The organism is Caballeronia calidae, assembly GCF_900044055.2.
In the GTDB taxonomy this organism is placed as follows: Bacteria; Pseudomonadota; Gammaproteobacteria; order Burkholderiales; family Burkholderiaceae; genus Caballeronia; species Caballeronia calidae.
The window spans coordinates 46,433-64,749 of the sequence record NZ_FCOX02000032.1 but is presented as its reverse complement, the minus strand read 5'-3'; the positions used below and the strand labels follow the sequence as shown (position 1 = coordinate 64,749).

The window sequence follows — 18,317 nt, the reverse complement described above, 5'->3', positions numbered from 1 at the left end:
CCTTTCGGAGCCGTTTCGGCAGCGTGAACGATCACATGCAAGTGCCGTGCAACGAGGCTCCGAAGCCGCTCTTTGCCCTAGGGAAAATGCTCTACGGCACCGCTATGGTTAATGTGAAATGTTGTGTTCATAATGAGCGTGCTTTTTCGGAGGAGCACAAATTGAAAATAAAACAAGTCATCACAGGGATCGCGGCATTAGCGTGTGTATCCACCGCGGCACATGCGCAATCTGCCGGATCCATCTATGTGACCGGAGGCTGGTTTCACTTTGCCCCGCAAGACAGCAGCGGTCCGCTCAAAGAAACAAGTGTAGGCGGATCTCCGGTCAATATCGATGTTCCTGGCACAGGCGCGGGTATCTCGAGCGCTGACACCGCCGGCTTCACAGTCGGCTACTTCGCCACCGACCATATCGCCGCCGAACTCGAGATGGGCATTCCGCCGACCTTCGATCTGAAAGGCACCGGCACCCTCTCACATTACGGCACGCTCGGCAGCGCGAAGCAATGGAGCCCCACCCTGCTGTTCAAATACTTCTTCAATGCTCCTGCGGCGAAGTTCCGCCCGTACATCGGCCTTGGCGTGACGCACACCTGGTACACCGACGCGCAGATCACCAATCAGCAATTCGAGGGCTCGGTTCTGCATGGTCCGACAACGGTCGACACGGATAGTTCGTGGGCGCCCGTCTTTAATGTCGGCGCAACTTACAATTTCACGGAACACTGGTTCGCCGGATTTTCCGTGTCGTTCATTCCTTTGAAGGCCACGGCGAAGCTGAATACGCAGGCGCAAACGCCTGTCGGCACCCTCAACGTTCAGTCCCAGGCGAAAATCACGATCAACCCGATCGTCACGTATTTGCGAGTAGGCTATCGCTTTTAAAGACAAGCTGCAGAGAAGCACGTAACGACGAAATAAGCGTCATCGAAAAAGAAAGAAAACGCCGGCATGATTCACCCATGCCGGCGTTTTCTTTTTCAACAGCGCTTGTAAATGTGACCTTGACGAGAAGGAATCGCTTGCAGTTCTTACGTGCATGCGCGCGTGTAAAAGGTGTCGCGGTCGCGCTTACCGAAGTTTGCGCATGATCGCGGCATCGGCACCGAATTTGCTGCATGATGAGTTTCCCGCCACCCCGGCGGACCATATCCACGACTCATCCATCGACGGAGCGATCTATGAACGCACTGCCTAACACGCGAGACGCCATCGGAGATTCATGGACCACGACGAGCCGCCGCGCGCGTCGCATGGCGCGGCATGGCCGCGAAGCAGCCGAGGATATCGGCGCCGAACTGCGCACGCTTCTGGGCGAACTCGAAAGCGCGCTGGCCGAAGGCACCTCGGCCGATGCCGCGGCGTTGCGCGCCCAGATCAGCGAGCGCCTCGACAGCGCCCGCGCACGTCTGAACGATACGCACGCGGCGTTGCGACAGCGCGCGGGCGCCGTGTTCGAGGACGCCGACGCCTACATTCACGAAAGGCCCTGGCAAACTATTGTTCTCGTCGGCGGCCTGGCGCTCATCGCGGGTGTGTTGCTCGCCCGCGTGCGCTGAGGTCTTCAGCCGGAAGCGCCTTCCAGAAAATCCGCGCCAATGAGGTCGATGCGATCCGTGCAGATCGCATCGACGCCCCATTGCGCGAGCAGACGCGCGCGCGCAGGATCGTTCACGGTATAGGCGAGAATGCGCAAACCGGCATCCTTGATCTGCGCGACGAGCGCTTCGTCGAGCGCGCGATGGTTCGCGTGCAACGATACGCACGATAGCGCCGCGGTCCGCGCGCGCCAGTTCTCTGGAATGCGCTCGTACAGCATGCCGCGCGGAAGATTCGGCGCGACATCGCGCGCGGCCGCAAGCGCCGCATATGAAAACGATGACAACAGCGGCGCGGGCTCGGCATCCGCCCACAAATGCGCCGCCTCGCGTGCGACGAGCACGCCCGTTTCCGCGTCGCGTCCCTGGCTCGGCTTGATCTCGATATTCGCCGCGAGCCCGTGCTTCATGCATCGCTCGTACACTTGCGCGAGCGTCGGCATGCGCGCGTGCGCAAATTCGGCGCTGAACCACGTGCCGGCGTCGAGCGCGCTCAACTGGGCGTAGGTCATCGCTTTCGCCGCGCCGCGCGCATTCGACGTGCGGTCTACCGCGTCGTCATGCAGCAGGAAAACGATGTCGTCGGCGGAGAGTTTCGCGTCGAACTCGATCATCTTGTGGCCGAAGCGCGCGCCCACGTCGATGGCCTCGAGCGTGTTCTCCGGCGCGAGCTTGCCGCCGCCCCGATGCGCGACGATCGCGGGATAAGGCCAGGTTCTCATCGCATGTGCTCCATTCAGTTCGCGCGCCGTCCCGTCGCCGGATCGAAGAAATGCAGATGCTTCGCGGGCAACGATACGGCGAGCCGCTCGCCGCGCTGCGGCCGATGCTCATGCGGCAAACGCGCTGCCACATCGTGCTTGCCCCACTTGCCATGCGCGAGATTGTCCGCGCCGAGCAGTTCGGCCGAATCGACATCGAGCGTCGCGCCCGGTGCGCTGCCATTGCCCGGCGTCATGTGTTCGGGCCGAATGCCGACGATCCACTCGCGCCCGTGCATCGCGCTCGTCACGCCGTTCGCACCCGCGACCGGCAGCCTCGGTCCGTCGCCCGCGACATCGAATGTCGATCCGTCTTCGGACAGACGGCCTTCGAGCAGATTCATCGCAGGCGAGCCGATGAAGCTCGCGACGAACACCGTCGCCGGACGTTCGTACACTTCGGTCGGTGCGCCGATCTGCTCCGCGTGGCCCTTGTTCATCACGATGACGCGTTGCGCCAGCGTCATCGCTTCGATCTGATCGTGCGTGACGTAAAGGCTCGTCGTGGCCAGACGCGCGTGCAGGCGCTGAATTTCGAGGCGCATCTGCACGCGCAGCTTCGCATCGAGATTCGACAGTGGCTCATCGAACAGGAACACCGCCGGCTCGCGCACGATCGCGCGGCCCATCGCGACGCGCTGCCGCTGCCCGCCCGACAGTTCGCGCGGCTTGCGCGCGAGCAGATGCTCGAGTTCAAGGATACGCGCGGCGTTCGCCACGCGCGCGTCGATCGTCGCGCGATCCGCGCCGCCGATCTTCAGCGCATACGCCATGTTCTGCGCGACGCTCATGTGCGGATAAAGCGCGTAGTTCTGAAACACCATCGCGATGTCGCGATCCTTCGGTTCCAGCTTGTTCACGACCTTTCCGCCGATCTCGATCGCGCCTTCCGACACGCTTTCGAGACCCGCAACCATGCGCAGCAACGTGGATTTGCCGCAGCCCGAAGGCCCGACCATCACGACGAACTCGCCGTCTTCGATCGCCACATCGATGCCGTGAAGCACGTACTGCGAGCCGTCATAGGTTTTCTTCACGCCTTTGAGATTCAGCGCAGCCATCTATCCAAGGTCTCCGTTATTTTTCAGCATCGACGAGTCCGCGCACGAACCAGCGCTGCATCGTCAGGACGACGGCCAGCGGCGGCAGCATCGCGAGCAGCGTCGCCGCCATCACGTAGTGCCATTCGGTCGCGGTATCGCCCGACGCGATCATGCTCTTGATGCCGACCACCGCCGTCTGCAGCGACACCTCGTTGGTGATGAGAATCGGCCAGAGATACTGATTCCAGCCGTAGATGAACGTGATGACGAAGAGCGCCGCGATGTTCGTCTTCGAGAGCGGCAGCACGACGTCCCAGAAGAAGCGCAACGGGCCCGCGCCGTCGATGCGCGCCGCTTCCATCAGCTCGTCGGGCAGCGTCATGAAGAACTGGCGAAAGAGGAACGTGGCCGTTGCCGATGCGATCAGCGGCAGCGTCAGGCCGGCATACGTGTTCGACAGATGCATCGACGAGACGACCTGCACCGTCGGAAAAATACGCACTTCGACGGGCAGCATCAGCGTGATGAAGATCAGCCAGAACGCGAGGTTCTTCAACGGAAAGCGGAAGAACACGATCGCGTACGCGGAGACGATCGACACGGCGATCTTGCCGATCGAAATCACGAGCGCCATCACGAGACTGTTGAGCAGCATCCGGCCGAAGGGCGCGGCCGCATTGCCGCTGCCGCGCGTCCAGATATGCGCGATGTTCTCGAAGAGATGCGAGCTCGGCACGAGCGAGAGCGGCACGCTGAACACTTCCTTCGAGTTCATCGAGGCCGCGCAGAACGCGACATACACCGGAAACACGATCAGCGCGACGCCGAGTATCAGCACCGCGTGACAGAAGATATCGAAGCCGCGACGGTTTTCGATCATGAGTATTGCACCCTGCGTTCGACGAAGCGGAACTGGATCACCGTCAACGCGACGACGATCACCATCAGCACGACCGACTGCGCGCCCGAACTGCCGATATCGAGCCCCTGAAAGCCTTCTGCGAAGATCTTGTAGATGAGCGTCTTGGTCGATTGCGCGGGACCGCCGCCGGTGGCGGCATCGATGACGGGGAAGGTATCGAAGAACGCGTAGACCAGGTTCACGACGAGCAGGAAGAAAGACGTCGGCGACAGGAGCGGCAGCGCGATGCCGAAGAAGCGCCGCACGGGACCGGCGCCATCGATGGCGGCTGCTTCGATCAGCGATTGCGGAATGGCTTGCAAGCCCGCGTAGAAGAACAGGAAGTTGTAGCTGACCTGCTTCCACACCGACGCGAGCACGACGAGGAACATCGCCTGCGTGCCGTTGAGCGCGTGATTCCAGACGACGCCCTGCTTCGCGAGCGCATACGTCACGAGCCCGATGCTCGGGTTGAACAGGAACGACCACAGCACGGCGGCGATCGCGGGCGCGACCGCATACGGCCAGATGAGCAGCGTCTGATACGCTTTCGCGCCGCGCGTGACGCGATCGGCGCATGCGGCGAGCAGCAGCGAGATCACGAGACCCGACACGGTGACGAGCGCGCAGAAGATCATCGTCGTGCTGAACGACGAGAGATAGAGCGGATCGGCGAACAACTGTTTGAAGTTCGCCAGCCCGACGAATTCGCTCGACGTGCCGAACGCGTCCTGGCTTTGCGTGGCTTGCCAGAGCGCTTCGCCCGCGGGCCAGAGAAAGAACAGCGCGGTGATCGCGAGCTGCGGCGCGACGAGCAGATACGGCAGGACGCTCGTATCGAAACGAGACCGTTTTTCCATTCGATATGTCCTGAACGGCGCCCGCGCGACGAACGAAAACGCGCGGGCGCGGGCCTTTAATTGCCGGTTTTCTCGAAGCGGCGCAGCAGTTCGTCGCCGCGTTGCACCGATGCGTCGAGTGCCTGTTGCGGCGTCTTCTTGTCGGCCCAGACCTGCTCGAGCTCTTCATCGACGATCGTGCGGATCTGCGGCATGTTGCCGAGACGCAGGCCCTTCGTGTACGGCAGCGGCGGCTTGTTCATCATCTGCTTGATCGCGATGTCCGCGCCGGGGTTCTTGTCGTAGAAGCCCTGCTTCTGCGTGAGCTCGTACGCGGCCTGCGTGACCGGCAGATAGCCCGTGTCCTGATGCCACTTCGCCGCGACTTCCGGCGTCGACAAATAGGCGAGGAACTTCGCGACGCCCTTGTACGCGGCCGCATCCTTGCCCGACAGCACCCACAGACTGGCGCCGCCGATGATCGCGTTCTGCGGCGCGCCCTTCACGCTCGCGTCGTAGGGCATCATGCCGACGCCGTAGTCGAACTTCGCATACTTCGCGATCGTCGCGCGCGAGCCCGACGAGTTGGTGATGATGCCGCAATCGCCGCTATAGAACTTCGACACCGGCTCGTCCTTGCGGCCGACGTACGTGAACGTGCCTTCCTTCGCCATCTTCTGCAGGAACTGGATGTGCGCGACCTGCAGCGGCTTGTTGAATTCGAGCTTGGCGTCGAGTCCGTCGAAGCCGTTGTTCTTCGTCGCGAACGGCGCGGCATGCCACGCGCTGTAGTTTTCGAGCTGAATCCAGCTCTGCCAGCCCGACGAATAACCGCACGTGTAACCCGCGGCCTTCAGCTTCTTCGCGTCGGCTTCGACATCGGCCCAGGTTTTCGGCGGCTGATTCGGATCGAGACCGGCCTTCTTGAACGCGTCCTTGTTGTAGTAGAGAACGGGCGTCGAACTGTTGAACGGCATCGAGATCAGATGACCGGTCTTCGCGTCGCTGTAGTAGCCGGAAATGGTCGGCACGAAGGCCTTTTCATCGAGCGGCACGCCGGCCTGCTTGAACACATCGTAGACCGGGACGACGGCCTTCTTCGCCTGCATCATCGTCGCGGTGCCGACTTCGTAAACCTGCAGGATCGCGGGCGCATTGCCGCTGCGATAGGCCGCGATGCCCGCTGCGAGCGTCTGGTCATAGGTGCCCTTGAACACCGGGACGATCTTGTAATCGCTCTGCGTCTTGTTGAAGTCGTTGGCGATGTCGTTCACGCGCTCGCCGAGCGCGGCTTCCATCGCGTGCCAGAACTGGATTTCCGTCGCGGCGTGCGCCGCGGTGCTGGCGCCGAAGGCCAGAACGGCCGCGGCCGAGATCGAACGGAACAAGGGCTTGCAGCTCATCGATGAGTCTCCTTTTTGATGATTCGCGCCTGAAACGCGCGATCTTAGTTGTTGTCGATGACAAACAGGCGTTGATACTCCTTCAATGCATAGCGATCGGTCATGCCCGCGATGTAATGCGCGATGAGCCGCGCCTGCGAGCTGCCGTGGCTCGACGCGGGCGCGTCGTTCGCGGATTCCTCCGCCACCGGCAAGCGCGCCTGATAGGCGGGCGGCAAGAGACGCGGATCGTCGGTGAAGGCTTCAAAGAGGCCCGTCACGACACGCTTCGCCTTGTTCGCCATGCGCATCACGCGATAGTGCCGGTAGAGGTTCTTGAACAGAAAGCGCTTGAGTTGCGCCGCCTGGGCCGCGACTTCATCGCTGTGCGCGACGAGCGGCGGCGCATTGCGCACATCGTCGAGCGATTGCGGCGCGGCGCGTTCGAGATTGCGGCTCGTCGCTTCGATCAGATCGACGATCAGCGTATTGATGATGCGACGGATCGTCTCGTGAATCAGCCTGCGCCCTTCGATATTCGGATACTCGCCGCGCGCCGCATCGAAGTGCGTGTGCCAGACGCTCACTTCGGACAGCTGTTCGAGCGTGATGAGACCGGAGCGCAGACCGTCATCGACATCGTGATTGTTGTACGCGATTTCATCGGCGACATTCGCGATCTGCGCTTCGAGCGATGGCTGCTTGCCCGTGAGAAAGCGCTCGCCGAGATCGCCGAGCTTGCGCGCATTCTCGCGCGAGCAATGTTTGAGAATGCCCTCGCGTGTCTCGAAGCACAGGTTCAGCCCGTTGAACGCGCCGTAGTGCTCTTCCAGTTGGTCGACCACCGCGAGACTTTGCAGATTGTGTTCGAAGCCGCCGTGATCGCGCATGCATTCGTGCAGCGCGTCCTGCCCGGCGTGGCCGAAGGGCGTGTGACCGAGATCGTGCGCGAGCGAGATGGCCTCGACGAGATCTTCGTTCAGCCGCAGATTGCGCGCGACCGAACGCGCGATCTGCGCGACTTCGAGACTGTGCGTGAGGCGCGTGCGAAAGAGATCGCCTTCGTGATTGACGAAGACCTGCGTCTTGTATTCGAGCCGGCGAAACGCAGTCGAATGAACGATGCGATCGCGGTCGCGCTGGAACTCGGTGCGCGCGGCGGGCGGTGCTTCGGCATAGCGGCGGCCGCGCGATTGCGACGAGCGCGCGGCGTACGGCGCGAGATGCGCTTCGAGCGCAAGCGTCGACGGCGCGCCCGGCGGAAGTTGCTGTTCTTTTTCGCTCACCGGCTGCTCCGAATCGTCGTGGTTCTCGCCGCCGCTCGCGCGGATCAGACGCTGGCTGCGAGGGTCGCGCGCACTGCGTGATCGGGCGCGCTCGTGATCTCGGTCGCGCCGAAGCGGGTCAGCAGAATGAACTTGATCTCGCCGGCCTCGGCCTTCTTGTCGACCTTCATCAGATCGACGTAGCGGTCGTCGCCGAGCTTGGGCGCCGTGACCGGCAGCCTGGCCGCTTCGATCACGCGCACGAGGCGTTGGCGCGCGGCTTCGTCGAGCCTGCCGAGGCGCACGGAAAGATCCGCCGCCATCACCATGCCGCAGCCGACCGCCTCGCCGTGCAGCCATTCGCCGTAGCCGAGCCCGGCTTCGATCGCATGGCCGAAGGTGTGGCCGAAATTGAGAATCGCGCGCTGCCCGCCTTCGCGCTCGTCCGATGCGACGACCGACGCCTTGATCTCGCACGAACGCTTCACCGCGTGGGCGAGGGCGGCGTCGTCACGGCTGTTGAGCTCGTCGATCCTGGCTTCGATCCAGTCGAAGAATTCGGCGTCCTTGATCGCCGCCGTCTTGATGACTTCCGCGATGCCCGCTGCCAGCTCGCGCTCCGGCAGCGTGTGCAGCGCGCCGATATCCGCGATGACCGCCTGCGGCTGATAAAACGCGCCGATCATGTTCTTGCCGAGCGGATGATTGATGCCCGTCTTTCCGCCCACCGATGAATCGACTTGCGAGAGCAGCGTCGTCGGAACCTGGATGAAGGGCACGCCGCGCATGTAGCACGCCGCCGCGAAACCGGTCATGTCGCCGACGACACCGCCGCCGAGCGCGATCAGCGTGGTCTTGCGATCCGCGCGCCCGGTGAGGAGCGCATCGAAGATCTCGTTGAGCGTTTCCCAGTTCTTGTGCGCTTCCCCGTCCGGCAGCACGACGGTGGTCACCTTCTTGCCGAGCGGCTCCAGTGCCGCGCGCAGTTGATCGCCGTAGAGCGGATCGACGGTGGAATTCGTGACGATCGCCACCGACGCGCCCTTGATATGCGGCGCGAAGAGTTCGGTGCGGCCGATCAGCCCAGCGCCGATATGGATGGGATAGGCGCGCTCGCCGAGTTCGACATCGACGGTGATCGTTGGGGTAGTCATGACGATTCAGGCCGAACGACGCCGGCCACCTCTAGTTGCATTAAGACCATGTTGACGAGCGCGTTCACCGTCGGCCGCCCGGTCTCGACGACGAAATGTGCGGTCTCGTGATAAAGCGGATCGCGCGCCTGAAACAGCGCTTCGAGCTTGCCGCGCGGATCCTCGGTCTGCAGCAGCGGGCGATTCTTGTCGCGCCGCGTGCGTTGCCAGAGATCGTGCGGGTTCGCGCGCAGATAGATGACGATGCCGCGATTCCTCAGATGTTCGCGATTCTCGGGCCGCAGCACCGCGCCGCCGCCCGTTGCGAGCACGATGCCGCTGCGCTGCGACAGCTCGTCGATGATGCTCGCCTCGCGCTGACGAAAACCCGCCTCGCCCTCAAGCTCCCAGATCACCGGGATGCGTGCGCCCGTGCGCGCCTCGATCTCGTGATCCGAATCGATGAACGAGCGCTGCAGACGGCGCGCAACCGCACGGCCCACGGTGGTTTTACCCGCCCCCATGAGTCCGACGAAAAATATGTTCGCGTTCGCGTGCCCTTCCTGCAACTCGGTTTCCTTCCAGTTCGATGCAATTTGTTCGTGCGGCAGCTTAAGGGCAAACCGCCCGCTTTGTCGAGTCGCGCCGCCCTTCCGGCGGCGCTCAGCCGCCCGACGCGATCACATGCGGCGTAATCAATATGACGAGCTCGCTCTTCGAGCTGCGCCGCGCGTCATGACGGAACAGCCAGCCGATCAGCGGCAGTTTCGACAGTGCCGGTACGCCCGTGGTGTCCTGCCGCTCGTCGTCCGAGTAGATTCCGCCGATCGCGACGGTCCCGCCGTTTTCCACTTCCACACGCGTCTGGACGTGCTTGGTATGGATGGCCGGCCCGTTCGCCGTCTGCTCGCCGAGACTGTCCTTCGTGATGTCGAGATCGAGAATGACGTGCCCGTGCGGCGTGATCTGCGGCTCAACCTCCAGTTTGAGCGTTGCGCGTCGAAACTGCACGCCCGACATGCCGTTGCCGACCTTCGCCTGATACGGCACCTCCATGCCCTGCTCGACGACGGACTTCACGCGGTCCGCCGTCACCACGCGCGGACGCGAGACGATCTGCCCGCGCCCTTCGGCCTCCAGCGCGCTCAGCTCGATGTTGAGCAGACGCGTCGCCTGCGCGACGAACAAGGTGAGCCCGGCCGTCGCGGCGTCGAAACCGTTGATCGGCCCCGCCGACAGATCGTATACCACACCGTCCTTGCCGCCCGAGAACCCGGTCGACGGATCGTTTTGCGGCGCGACGCCCAGCTTGACGCCGAGATTGCGCGACAGCCCCGCCTCGCCTTCGACGATCCTCGCCTCGATCATCACCTGCGGCGTCGGCTTGTCGATCAGTGCGACCAGCTCCGCGATCTGCTGGACGCGCGCATCGAGATCGGTGACGAAGAGCAGGTTCGTGCGCGCATCGGCGATGGCCGAGCCGCGCTTCGACAGCACGCGCTGGCTGCCCGTGCCCGTCAGCGTCTTGCGAAGGTCTTCGGCGCGCGAATAGCGCAGCACGAACGTACGGCTCGCGAGCGGCTCGAGATCCGCGGCGCGCGCATGCGCTTCGAAACGAAGCTTCTCGCGCGCGGCAAGCTCGGCGAGCGGCGCGACCCAGATCACGTTGCCGTGTTGCTCCATCGCGAGACCGTTCACTTCGAGCAGAGTGTCGAAGGCGCGCCGCCACGGCACGGCGACGAGATTCATCGACACCTGCCCGCGCACCTTGTCGCTCGCGACGATGTTCAGGCCGCTGAAGCGCGCTAACGCCTGCAGTGCGGTGCTCAGGTCGGCGTTCTTCAGGTCGAGCGTGATCGGCTTGCCGCTGTCCGTTTCGTGCGCTGCGCTGCTCAGCCGTTCGAGCTTCGGCAAGGGCACCGGCGGGCCTTCCAGCGCCTCGGGCGCATCAGGCGGATCGGCTGCGGGCTTTGCGGCAGGCGTGGCGTCCGCGTTTTGAGCGACGGGCGGCGGAGTCGTGTCGAGCGCGAGCCGACCCGCCGGTTGTCCGTCGAACGATGCCGGCAGCGGAGGCAGTGGCGCGATGATCGCATCGGCATTTTCGGCGGCGAGCGCCGCGTGCGCGCACAACAGAAGCGCCGCGCCCGGCCCCGCGAATCTGCGTGGAAGCTGCGCGATGAAGCTCATGGGCGATCCTCCGCGAACGTCAGCTTGCGCGAATAGCCGTCGTTGCGAGCGAACTCGACCACGCGCGGCATGACGCGTCCGAGCCGTTCGTCGCCGATCTTCTGTCCCGGCGTGAAGGCATCGACATCGCGGCCGCTCTGCAGGAGCGCCATCGCACGGTGGCGGCCCACGAAGGTGCCGACCAGCAGCATGTCGCCGCCCTGCGCAGCGGCGTCCGGACTGCCGAACGGATCGACGATGAACGCGTTCGCGCGCGGCGCCGCGGCGGGCGCGACCGCCGGCAGGGTTTCGAAGATGCGCAGCGTCGCCTCGATGGCAAGCCCGCCCGCCTGCCGTTTGATCTGCACGTTTTCGGGCACGACGAGCCGCGGCAGACCGGCGAGCGCCGCGAGGAAGCGTTGCATCTCCGCGAACGTGCCGTCCGCGCGCAGCTTGAGCGCGCGTTCCGGAATCGGCTCGCGCGTCTTCGGATCGCCGCCTTTGGCCGCGACGGGTTCGATGCCCGCGACGCGCAGCCCGTTCTGAGCGGCGAGATCCGCGACGGCGCGCAACGCGTCGGCGGCGCTCCAGCGCTCGGGGGACAGGCGGCCCGACGCCGCCCGCGCCCGCAGATCGGGCAACTCGGCAATCATGCGGCCGGCCTGTAGCGATTTCGCCTGCGTCGCCGCCATGCCGCGCGGCTGGCGTCGAGCTGGCTCGCATCCGACATCCGCCAGGCGCGCAGACCGGCCGTGAACACGAGCAGGCCCACTGCAAGCGCGACGCAAACGGTTCGACGCCGCGACCATTCGTCGAGCGGCCGAAAGACGAACGGCAAACCGCGCGCGTGCCGCTTCGCGGCGAAGTTCATCGGAAGCGTGCTCATGGGCGTTTCCCCTGCGCTGCCGGGCGATTGGCCGTCAATATCGGATGCGGCCGGCGCGACGCCGCATCATCGTGCGCATGATCCGGCGCATAACGCACGAGCGCGACGAACTCGAAACGCGCCGGACGCTCTCCTGCCAGCGCCGGTGCGCCGCGCTTGCCGGACGTGAAGGTATCCGCGCGCCGCTTCATTTCGATCACTTCCACCGCCTGCACGCCAGGCAGTCGCTCCAGCCGCTTGAGCCATTGCGCGGCAGCCTGCGAATCGGGCGCGAGCGCCGCGAGCTCGACCTCGCTCGTCCGCTGCGAAACGTGTTGAAGCGCGACACCGGGTTGCGGCGGCGCATCCGCGAGCGCCTCGAGAAGCGCGACGAAGCGCTCGCGCGGCAAGGCCAGCGGCTGCGCGACCTCACGCGCGCGCCGCCGGTCGGCTTCCGCGCGAACGAGCCGCGCATGTTCGTCGATCCCCGCACTGGACGCGCGCAGCGATACTTCCAGCGCCATGCGCCGCTCGTCCAGCCGGGCGCGCTCGAACGCATCCCAGCCGGCCACGGCGCCGACGGCCGCGCAGCCGGCAAGACTCACCGCGCCGATCAGCGCGAGCCGCTGCCGCCGCACTTCGCGGCGTCGTCGCGCGCGATACGGAAGCAGGTTGAATCCATCGAGCATGGCGGCGTTCATTGCATCACCTCGCGCAATGCCAGTCCGAACGCGGCGGCGAATCGCGGCGAATGCCTGTGCGCGGCATGGATATCGGAAGCGCCGTTGCAGTAAGGCGCGGCCTCGAACGGCAGCGCCGCGCAGCCGAAGGTCTGGCCGAGCAACGGAAGCGGGAGGCTCGCGTGCCCCAGCAGTTCGATCTGGCCGCCCACGTAGATGCAGTCGAGCGGCGCGTCCTGCCCCGCGAGATCGTGCAGCGCGTCCGCGATGCTCCGATGCTCCGGCGCGGGATATCGCACCTCGTTCTCGATGCCGCGCGAGCCGACGAGCCAGCCGTGCAGGCCGCTGTTTTCCAGCCAGCAGACCAGATAACGCGCGTCGGCATCCAGTTCGACCGAGCCGGCATGGCGCATCGCGCGCAACGCCGCAGCCGGCTCTCCGTCGATGGCCGATAGCGCGATGCCCGCTTCCGCCGCCGTCTCGACGCGCGCCTCGACATGCCGCCGCGCCGTGGCCGCGATCGCGACCCGCGCCTGACCGTCCTCGCGCGCTTGCACGGACCAGTCCACCGCCAGCGCGCCGCACTCGATGCCCGATGCGCGCTCGGCTTCGGCCAGCACAGCCGGTTCGAGCATGCCGCGCGGATCGCCGCCGATGTCGGCCGCAAAGCGTTCGTTCGATTCCATCAGACGCGAGAGCGGGATCTGCATCGTGAGCGTCGCCGATGCAGGCAAGCCCATCGCGCAGCGCAGCGCCCGCCATGCGCCGTTTTCGGGCAAGCGCCCAAAAGCTTCGCGCAATGCCGCGACGATGGCCGCGCGATCGACGAAATCGCCGTCGATCACGGTGCCCGACGGCAGTGCCACCGACTCCAGATGTTCGACGCACACCGCCGCATTCGCCCTCAATCGTCTGCTCACAACCGCGAGCCGCAGCGCGTCCTCACCTACGTCGATGCCCGCCGCGTAGCGCCGCGTGACGGTCAGCATCGTGCCGCGCAACGCGTTTTCCTTGCTCATGACCCACTCCTTCCATTCGATCGCGCACCGAACCATTCGGGCGCCTGATGTGGAAGGATTTTCGCGAGCGTCGACGGAGACGAACACTCGGCCGAACGGCCAACGCGCGCGTTGCAAGGATGCTTCCGCGCCCGATCGCGCGTATCTTGAAGACAGCGGCAAGTGAGCGTGACGGCCGCGCGCTGTAAGCGTCCAGAAAAGTCCTAAACCCCGGGCGGCTATAATCGCGAGACTGTTTTTGGTGGTGCTATGCAATCTTCTTCTCCGAACAACTCGCCGTCCACGCCGCCCGAAGGGCAAAAGAAAGCCAAGCGCCCGTGGTGGGCGCGGCTTCTGCTCGGATTTTTCGTCAGCATGTTTGCGCTCGTCGTGTGCGCGGGCCTCGTGTTCGGTTACGCGCTCGTCGTCGCGATGCCGAACCTGCCTTCGCTCGAAGCGTTGACCGACTACAAGCCGAAGGTGCCGCTGCGCATCTACACGGCCGATCACGTGCTGATCGGCGAGTTCGGCGAAGAGCGCCGCAGCGTCGTGCGCATTGGGGACGTGCCCGATCATCTGAAAAAAGCGGTGCTCGCGATCGAGGACGCGCGCTTCTACGACCACGGCGGCGTCGATCTCACCGGCATTTTGCGCGCGGGCTCGGTCGCGCTGACCAACGGGCATGCGTCGCAGGGCGCGAGCACGATCACGATGCAGGTCGCGCGCAATTTCTTCCTGTCGAGCGAGAAGACCTACACGCGCAAGATCTACGAGATGCTGCTCGCCTACAAGATCGAGCGCGCGCTCACCAAGGATCAGATTCTCGAGGTCTATATGAATCAGATCTATCTTGGCCAGCGCGCATATGGCTTCGCGAGCGCGGCGCGCGTCTATTTCGGCAAGGATCTGAAGGATGTCTCGCTCGCCGAGGCCGCCATGCTCGCGGGCCTGCCGAAGGCGCCGTCCGCGTATAACCCGGTCGTCAATCCCAAGCGCGCGAAGGTGCGGCAGGAGTACATCCTGCAACGCATGCGCGAGTTGAATTTCATCACGCAGGATCAGTACGAGCAGGCGGTGAAGCAGCCGATCGTCGTGAAGGGGCAAGGACGCGAATTCAGCGTGCACGCCGAATATGTCGCGGAAATGGTGCGCCAGATGATGTACGCGCAGTACCGCGAGGAAGCGTACACGCGCGGCCTGAATGTCGTGACGACGATCGATTCAGGCGACCAGGACGCCGCCTATCGCGCGGTGCGCAAGGGCCTGATGGACTACGAGCATCGGCATGGATATCGCGGGCCGGAGGGTTATATCGACCTGCCGTCGAACCCGGATGATCGCGAGCAGGCCATCGACGATGCGCTCGCCGAGCATCCGGACAACGGCGAGATCGTCGCGGCGGTCGTGACATCCGCGAGCCCGAAGGAAGTGAAGGCGAGCTTCCTCGACGGCAACACGGCGACGATCAGCGGCAACGATCTGCGCTTCGTGCAGTTCGCGCTGAGCGCAAAGGCCCAGCCGAACGCGCGCATTCGTCCGGGCGCGATCGTGCGTCTCATGAAAGATGACAACGGCGACTGGGTCATCACGCAACTGCCGCAAGTGGAAGGCGCGCTGATATCGATGGTGCCGCAGGATGGCGCGATCCGCGCGCTCGTCGGCGGCTTCGACTTCAACAAGAACAAGTTCAATCACGTGACGCAGGCGTGGCGTCAGCCAGGTTCGAGCTTCAAGCCGTTTATTTACTCGGCATCGCTGGAGAAGGGTCTTTCGCCTGCGACCATCATCAACGACGGCCCGCTCTTCTTCAGCGCGGCCGAGACCGGCGGCCAGGCGTGGGAGCCGAAGAACTACGGCGGCGGCTTCGACGGCCCGATGACCATGCGCTCGGCGCTGCAGCGCTCGAAGAACATGGTGTCGATCCGCATCCTGAGCCATATCGGCACGAAGTACGCACAGCAATACATCACGCGCTTCGGCTTCGACGCGGACCGTCATCCCGCCTACTTGCCGATGGCGCTCGGCGCGGGTCTCGTCACGCCGCTGCAGATGGCGGCGGGCTATGCGGTGTTCGCGAACGGCGGGTATCGCGTGAATCCGTATCTGATCGCCGACATCACCGATCCTTACGGCCGCGTCGTCTCGCATCCGCAGCCGCTCGTCGCGCAGCAAAGCGCGCCGCTCGCGATCACGCCGCGCAACGCGTTCGTGATGAACAGCCTGCTGCAGAGCGTCGCGCAGCACGGCACGGGCGCGAAGACGAATCAGCTGAAGCGCGGCGATCTCGCCGGCAAGACGGGTACGACGAACGATTCGCGCGATGCATGGTTCGCCGGCTATCAGCGCTCGCTCGTGGCGATTGCGTGGATCGGCTACGACAATCCGCGCAGCCTCGGCGACAAGGAAACGGGCGGCGGTCTCGCGCTGCCGGTCTGGATGGATTACATGGGCAAGGCGCTCAAGGGCGTGCCCGAGTACAAGCCGTTGATACCGCCCGACATCACATCGCTCGGCAACGAGCTGTACTTCGACGATATGACGCCGGGTCACGGCTTCGTCGCGACGATCGGCGTCAGTCAGGCGCCGCCGCAGGAAGGCGTGTCCGGTGTGACCGCGCCCACGCCTGAAGTCGGCGCCCAGGAAAGGCAGGACATCATGAATCTGTTCAAGGGCCAATAGCAGCCGAGCCCTTGCGATGCCCGAAGCGAGCGGATCACGCGGTCCGCTCGCTTTTTTTATGCCTTGAAGTTGATCGGCTCGCCGGCCTGCTCCGTCGAATATTTGCTCAACGTCGCGAAGAATTCGCTGTTGTCGCGCGTGTCCCGCCATGCGCCGTCGACGTACTTGTAGTGGAATCCGCCCGCCTTCGCCGCGAGCCAGATTTCGTGTTTCGGCGGCTGCAGGTTCACGATCACCTTCGTGCGATTCTCGAATTCCAAGGTCAGCACATTGCCGCTGCGCTCGAATTCGATATCGGCCTCGGCCTGGTCCACCGAGCGCTCGATGGCTGTCAGTGCGGCCTCCGCCAGCGTCAGGTATTCCTGGTCTGTCATGCTAAACTCCATCGATTAAACGTTTAGGGACGGTCATGCGAGTCGTTTTCAGGATGAGCGCGATTGTAGCGGCTTTGAGCATCGGCGCCGCGGCAACACTCTCGCTCAGTGGTTGTGGTCAACGCGGTCCGCTTTATCTGCCTACGGTGCCGCCGCTGCCGCAACGTCCCAACGATCTCCAGAATACGCCGCCTTCGAATGCCGCTCAGGGTAGCGTTCCGAACACATCGGGCCAGCCATTGACGCTTGCGCCTGAGACCACTCTGAACTCGGCGCCCAAGCCCGCTTCGTCCGCTGACTGATCTTCCGCCTCGCGCGCTCACCCGCGCATTTTCGATTCCACGCATGAGTGATTCCGCATTCCACTATGTCGACGGCGTTCTGCATGCCGAAGGCGTCTCAGCCGCGTCGCTCGCGGAGCAGTTCGGCACGCCGCTCTACGTCTATTCGCGCGATGCGCTGACGCGCGCCTATCATGCCTACGCCGATGCCTGCGCGGGCCGCCGCGCGACCGTGCACGTCGCGGTGAAGGCGAACAGCAATCTCGCGGTGCTCAACGTGTTCGCGCGCATGGGCGCGGGCTTCGACATCGTGTCGTCGGGTGAACTCGCGCGCGTGCTCGCGGGGGGCGGCAAGGCGGAAAACACCGTGTTCTCGGGCGTCGGCAAATCGGCGGCGGAAATGCGCGAGGCGCTCGAAGCCGGCGTGAAGTGCTTCAACGTCGAATCGATTCCCGAGCTGCACGCGCTGAACGAAGTCGCGAAGTCGCTCGGCAAGAAGGCGCCCGTTTCGCTGCGCGTGAATCCCGATGTCGATGCGAAGACGCATCCGTATATTTCCACCGGTCTCAAGTCGAACAAGTTCGGCGTCGCGTTCAGCGATGCGCGCGCGACTTACGCGCAAGCGCATGCAATGCCGAACCTCGATGTCGTCGGCATCGACTGCCATATCGGCTCGCAGATCACCGAAATCAGCCCGTATCTCGATGCGGTCGACAAGTTGCTCGAGCTCGTCGCGCAGATCGAATCGGACGGCATGAGCATTCGTCACGTCGATGTCGGCGGCGGTCTGGGCATCACCTATGACGACGAAACGCCGCCCGATATCGGCGTGTTCGTGAAGACGGTCCTCGATCACATCGAGACGAGTGGCCATGGTCAGCGCGAAGTGTATTTCGAGCCGGGACGCTCGCTCGTCGGCAATGCGGGCGTGTTGCTCACGCGCGTCGAGTTTCTGAAGCCGGGCGAGGAAAAGAACTTCGCAATCGTCGATGCCGCGATGAACGACCTCGCGCGCCCGGCGATGTACGAGGCGTTTCATCGCATCGTGCCGGTCGTGAAGCGTGATGCGAAAGCGCACAAGTACGATGTCGTCGGTCCGGTGTGCGAAAGCGGCGACTGGCTCGGTCGTGACCGCGAACTGGCCGTCGAGCCCGGCGATCTGCTCGCGATCTGCTCGGCGGGCGCGTATGGCTTCGTGATGAGCTCGAACTACAACACGCGTCCGCGCGCCGCCGAAATCATGGTCGATGGCGAACGCGCGCGTCTCGTGCGCGAGCGCGAAGAGGTGAAGCAGTTGTTCGCCGGGGAATCGATTCTGCCGGACTGAAGCGCAAGCGCTTCCATAGAAAA

The 18,317-nt window shown here is 64.3% G+C and carries 19 protein-coding genes; 5 read left to right on the top strand and 14 right to left on the bottom strand.

Annotated elements, in window-relative coordinates; all coding sequences use genetic code 11:
* Window positions 1-161: 161 nt before the first annotated feature.
* Window positions 162-887, top strand: coding sequence for an OmpW/AlkL family protein (locus AWB78_RS25540; RefSeq protein WP_062608754.1), 726 nt, complete (start codon window positions 162-164; stop codon window positions 885-887).
* A gap of 296 nt (window positions 888-1,183) precedes the next feature.
* Window positions 1,184-1,561, top strand: a complete 378-nt coding sequence (locus AWB78_RS25535) for an ElaB/YgaM/YqjD family protein (RefSeq protein ID WP_062608753.1) — start codon at window positions 1,184-1,186, stop codon at window positions 1,559-1,561.
* A 5-nt stretch (window positions 1,562-1,566) separates the two neighbouring features.
* On the opposite strand, the gene ugpQ is transcribed toward AWB78_RS25535, so the two are convergent.
* From ugpQ to pilM, 13 genes are all read right to left on the bottom strand, one after another.
* The gene (gene ugpQ / locus AWB78_RS25530; protein ID WP_062608752.1) at window positions 1,567-2,322 is read right to left on the bottom strand and encodes a glycerophosphodiester phosphodiesterase; all 756 of its coding nucleotides are present in this window, start codon (window positions 2,320-2,322) and stop codon (window positions 1,567-1,569) included.
* A 14-nt stretch (window positions 2,323-2,336) separates the two neighbouring features.
* A complete protein-coding gene (locus AWB78_RS25525; protein ID WP_062608751.1) occupies window positions 2,337-3,422 on the bottom strand; it encodes a sn-glycerol-3-phosphate import ATP-binding protein UgpC in 1,086 nt (361 codons plus the stop codon).
* A gap of 16 nt (window positions 3,423-3,438) precedes the next feature.
* Window positions 3,439-4,284 (bottom strand): sn-glycerol-3-phosphate ABC transporter permease UgpE, encoded by an 846-nt coding sequence (gene ugpE, locus AWB78_RS25520; RefSeq protein WP_062608750.1) that lies wholly within the window; start codon window positions 4,282-4,284, stop codon window positions 3,439-3,441.
* Window positions 4,281-5,165, bottom strand: coding sequence for a sn-glycerol-3-phosphate ABC transporter permease UgpA (ugpA, locus tag AWB78_RS25515; protein ID WP_062608749.1), 885 nt, complete (start codon window positions 5,163-5,165; stop codon window positions 4,281-4,283). Before ugpA ends, ugpE begins: the two co-directional genes overlap by 4 nt.
* A 56-nt stretch (window positions 5,166-5,221) precedes the next feature.
* Window positions 5,222-6,547 carry a sn-glycerol-3-phosphate ABC transporter substrate-binding protein UgpB gene (gene ugpB / locus AWB78_RS25510; protein ID WP_062608748.1) on the bottom strand — a complete coding sequence of 442 codons (1,326 nt, stop codon included), beginning with the start codon at window positions 6,545-6,547 and terminating at the stop codon, window positions 5,222-5,224.
* Between the two features lie 44 nt (window positions 6,548-6,591).
* Window positions 6,592-7,812 carry a deoxyguanosinetriphosphate triphosphohydrolase gene (locus tag AWB78_RS25505; RefSeq protein WP_062608747.1) on the bottom strand — a complete coding sequence of 407 codons (1,221 nt, stop codon included), beginning with the start codon at window positions 7,810-7,812 and terminating at the stop codon, window positions 6,592-6,594.
* A 44-nt stretch (window positions 7,813-7,856) separates the two neighbouring features.
* Complete coding sequence (aroB, locus tag AWB78_RS25500) at window positions 7,857-8,945, bottom strand: 3-dehydroquinate synthase (protein ID WP_062608746.1); 1,089 nt, start codon at window positions 8,943-8,945, stop codon at window positions 7,857-7,859.
* Window positions 8,942-9,493, bottom strand: a complete 552-nt coding sequence (locus AWB78_RS25495) for a shikimate kinase (RefSeq protein ID WP_062608745.1) — start codon at window positions 9,491-9,493, stop codon at window positions 8,942-8,944. The genes aroB and AWB78_RS25495 overlap by 4 nt, the downstream gene beginning before the upstream one ends.
* 94 nt (window positions 9,494-9,587) lie before the next feature.
* Window positions 9,588-11,111, bottom strand: coding sequence for a type IV pilus secretin PilQ (locus tag AWB78_RS25490; protein ID WP_062608744.1), 1,524 nt, complete (start codon window positions 11,109-11,111; stop codon window positions 9,588-9,590).
* Window positions 11,108-11,743 carry a type 4a pilus biogenesis protein PilO gene (gene pilO, locus AWB78_RS25485; protein ID WP_232477878.1) on the bottom strand — a complete coding sequence of 212 codons (636 nt, stop codon included), beginning with the start codon at window positions 11,741-11,743 and terminating at the stop codon, window positions 11,108-11,110. The genes AWB78_RS25490 and pilO overlap by 4 nt, the downstream gene beginning before the upstream one ends.
* The gene (locus tag AWB78_RS48495) at window positions 11,740-11,976 is read right to left on the bottom strand and encodes a hypothetical protein (protein WP_232477876.1); all 237 of its coding nucleotides are present in this window, start codon (window positions 11,974-11,976) and stop codon (window positions 11,740-11,742) included. The genes pilO and AWB78_RS48495 overlap by 4 nt, the downstream gene beginning before the upstream one ends.
* Complete coding sequence (locus AWB78_RS25480) at window positions 11,973-12,656, bottom strand: PilN domain-containing protein (RefSeq protein WP_062608743.1); 684 nt, start codon at window positions 12,654-12,656, stop codon at window positions 11,973-11,975. The genes AWB78_RS48495 and AWB78_RS25480 overlap by 4 nt, the downstream gene beginning before the upstream one ends.
* The gene (gene pilM / locus AWB78_RS25475) at window positions 12,653-13,654 is read right to left on the bottom strand and encodes a type IV pilus biogenesis protein PilM (RefSeq protein ID WP_062608792.1); all 1,002 of its coding nucleotides are present in this window, start codon (window positions 13,652-13,654) and stop codon (window positions 12,653-12,655) included. The genes AWB78_RS25480 and pilM overlap by 4 nt, the downstream gene beginning before the upstream one ends.
* Window positions 13,655-13,903: 249 nt before the next feature.
* Between pilM and AWB78_RS25470 the strand changes: the two genes are divergently transcribed.
* Complete coding sequence (locus AWB78_RS25470; protein WP_062608742.1) at window positions 13,904-16,312, top strand: penicillin-binding protein 1A; 2,409 nt, start codon at window positions 13,904-13,906, stop codon at window positions 16,310-16,312.
* 56 nt (window positions 16,313-16,368) lie between these two features.
* Here the strand turns inward: AWB78_RS25470 and cyaY are convergent, their stop codons facing one another.
* Window positions 16,369-16,686: an iron donor protein CyaY gene (gene cyaY, locus AWB78_RS25465; protein WP_062608741.1), complete on the bottom strand. Its 318-nt coding sequence runs from the start codon at window positions 16,684-16,686 to the stop codon at window positions 16,369-16,371.
* A gap of 35 nt (window positions 16,687-16,721) precedes the next feature.
* Between cyaY and lptM the strand changes: the two genes are divergently transcribed.
* A complete protein-coding gene (gene lptM, locus AWB78_RS43840) occupies window positions 16,722-16,988 on the top strand; it encodes an LPS translocon maturation chaperone LptM (protein WP_074173535.1) in 267 nt (88 codons plus the stop codon).
* A 43-nt stretch (window positions 16,989-17,031) separates the two neighbouring features.
* Window positions 17,032-18,294: a diaminopimelate decarboxylase gene (gene lysA, locus AWB78_RS25460; RefSeq protein ID WP_062608740.1), complete on the top strand. Its 1,263-nt coding sequence runs from the start codon at window positions 17,032-17,034 to the stop codon at window positions 18,292-18,294.
* The last annotated feature ends 23 nt before the right edge of the window (window positions 18,295-18,317 follow it).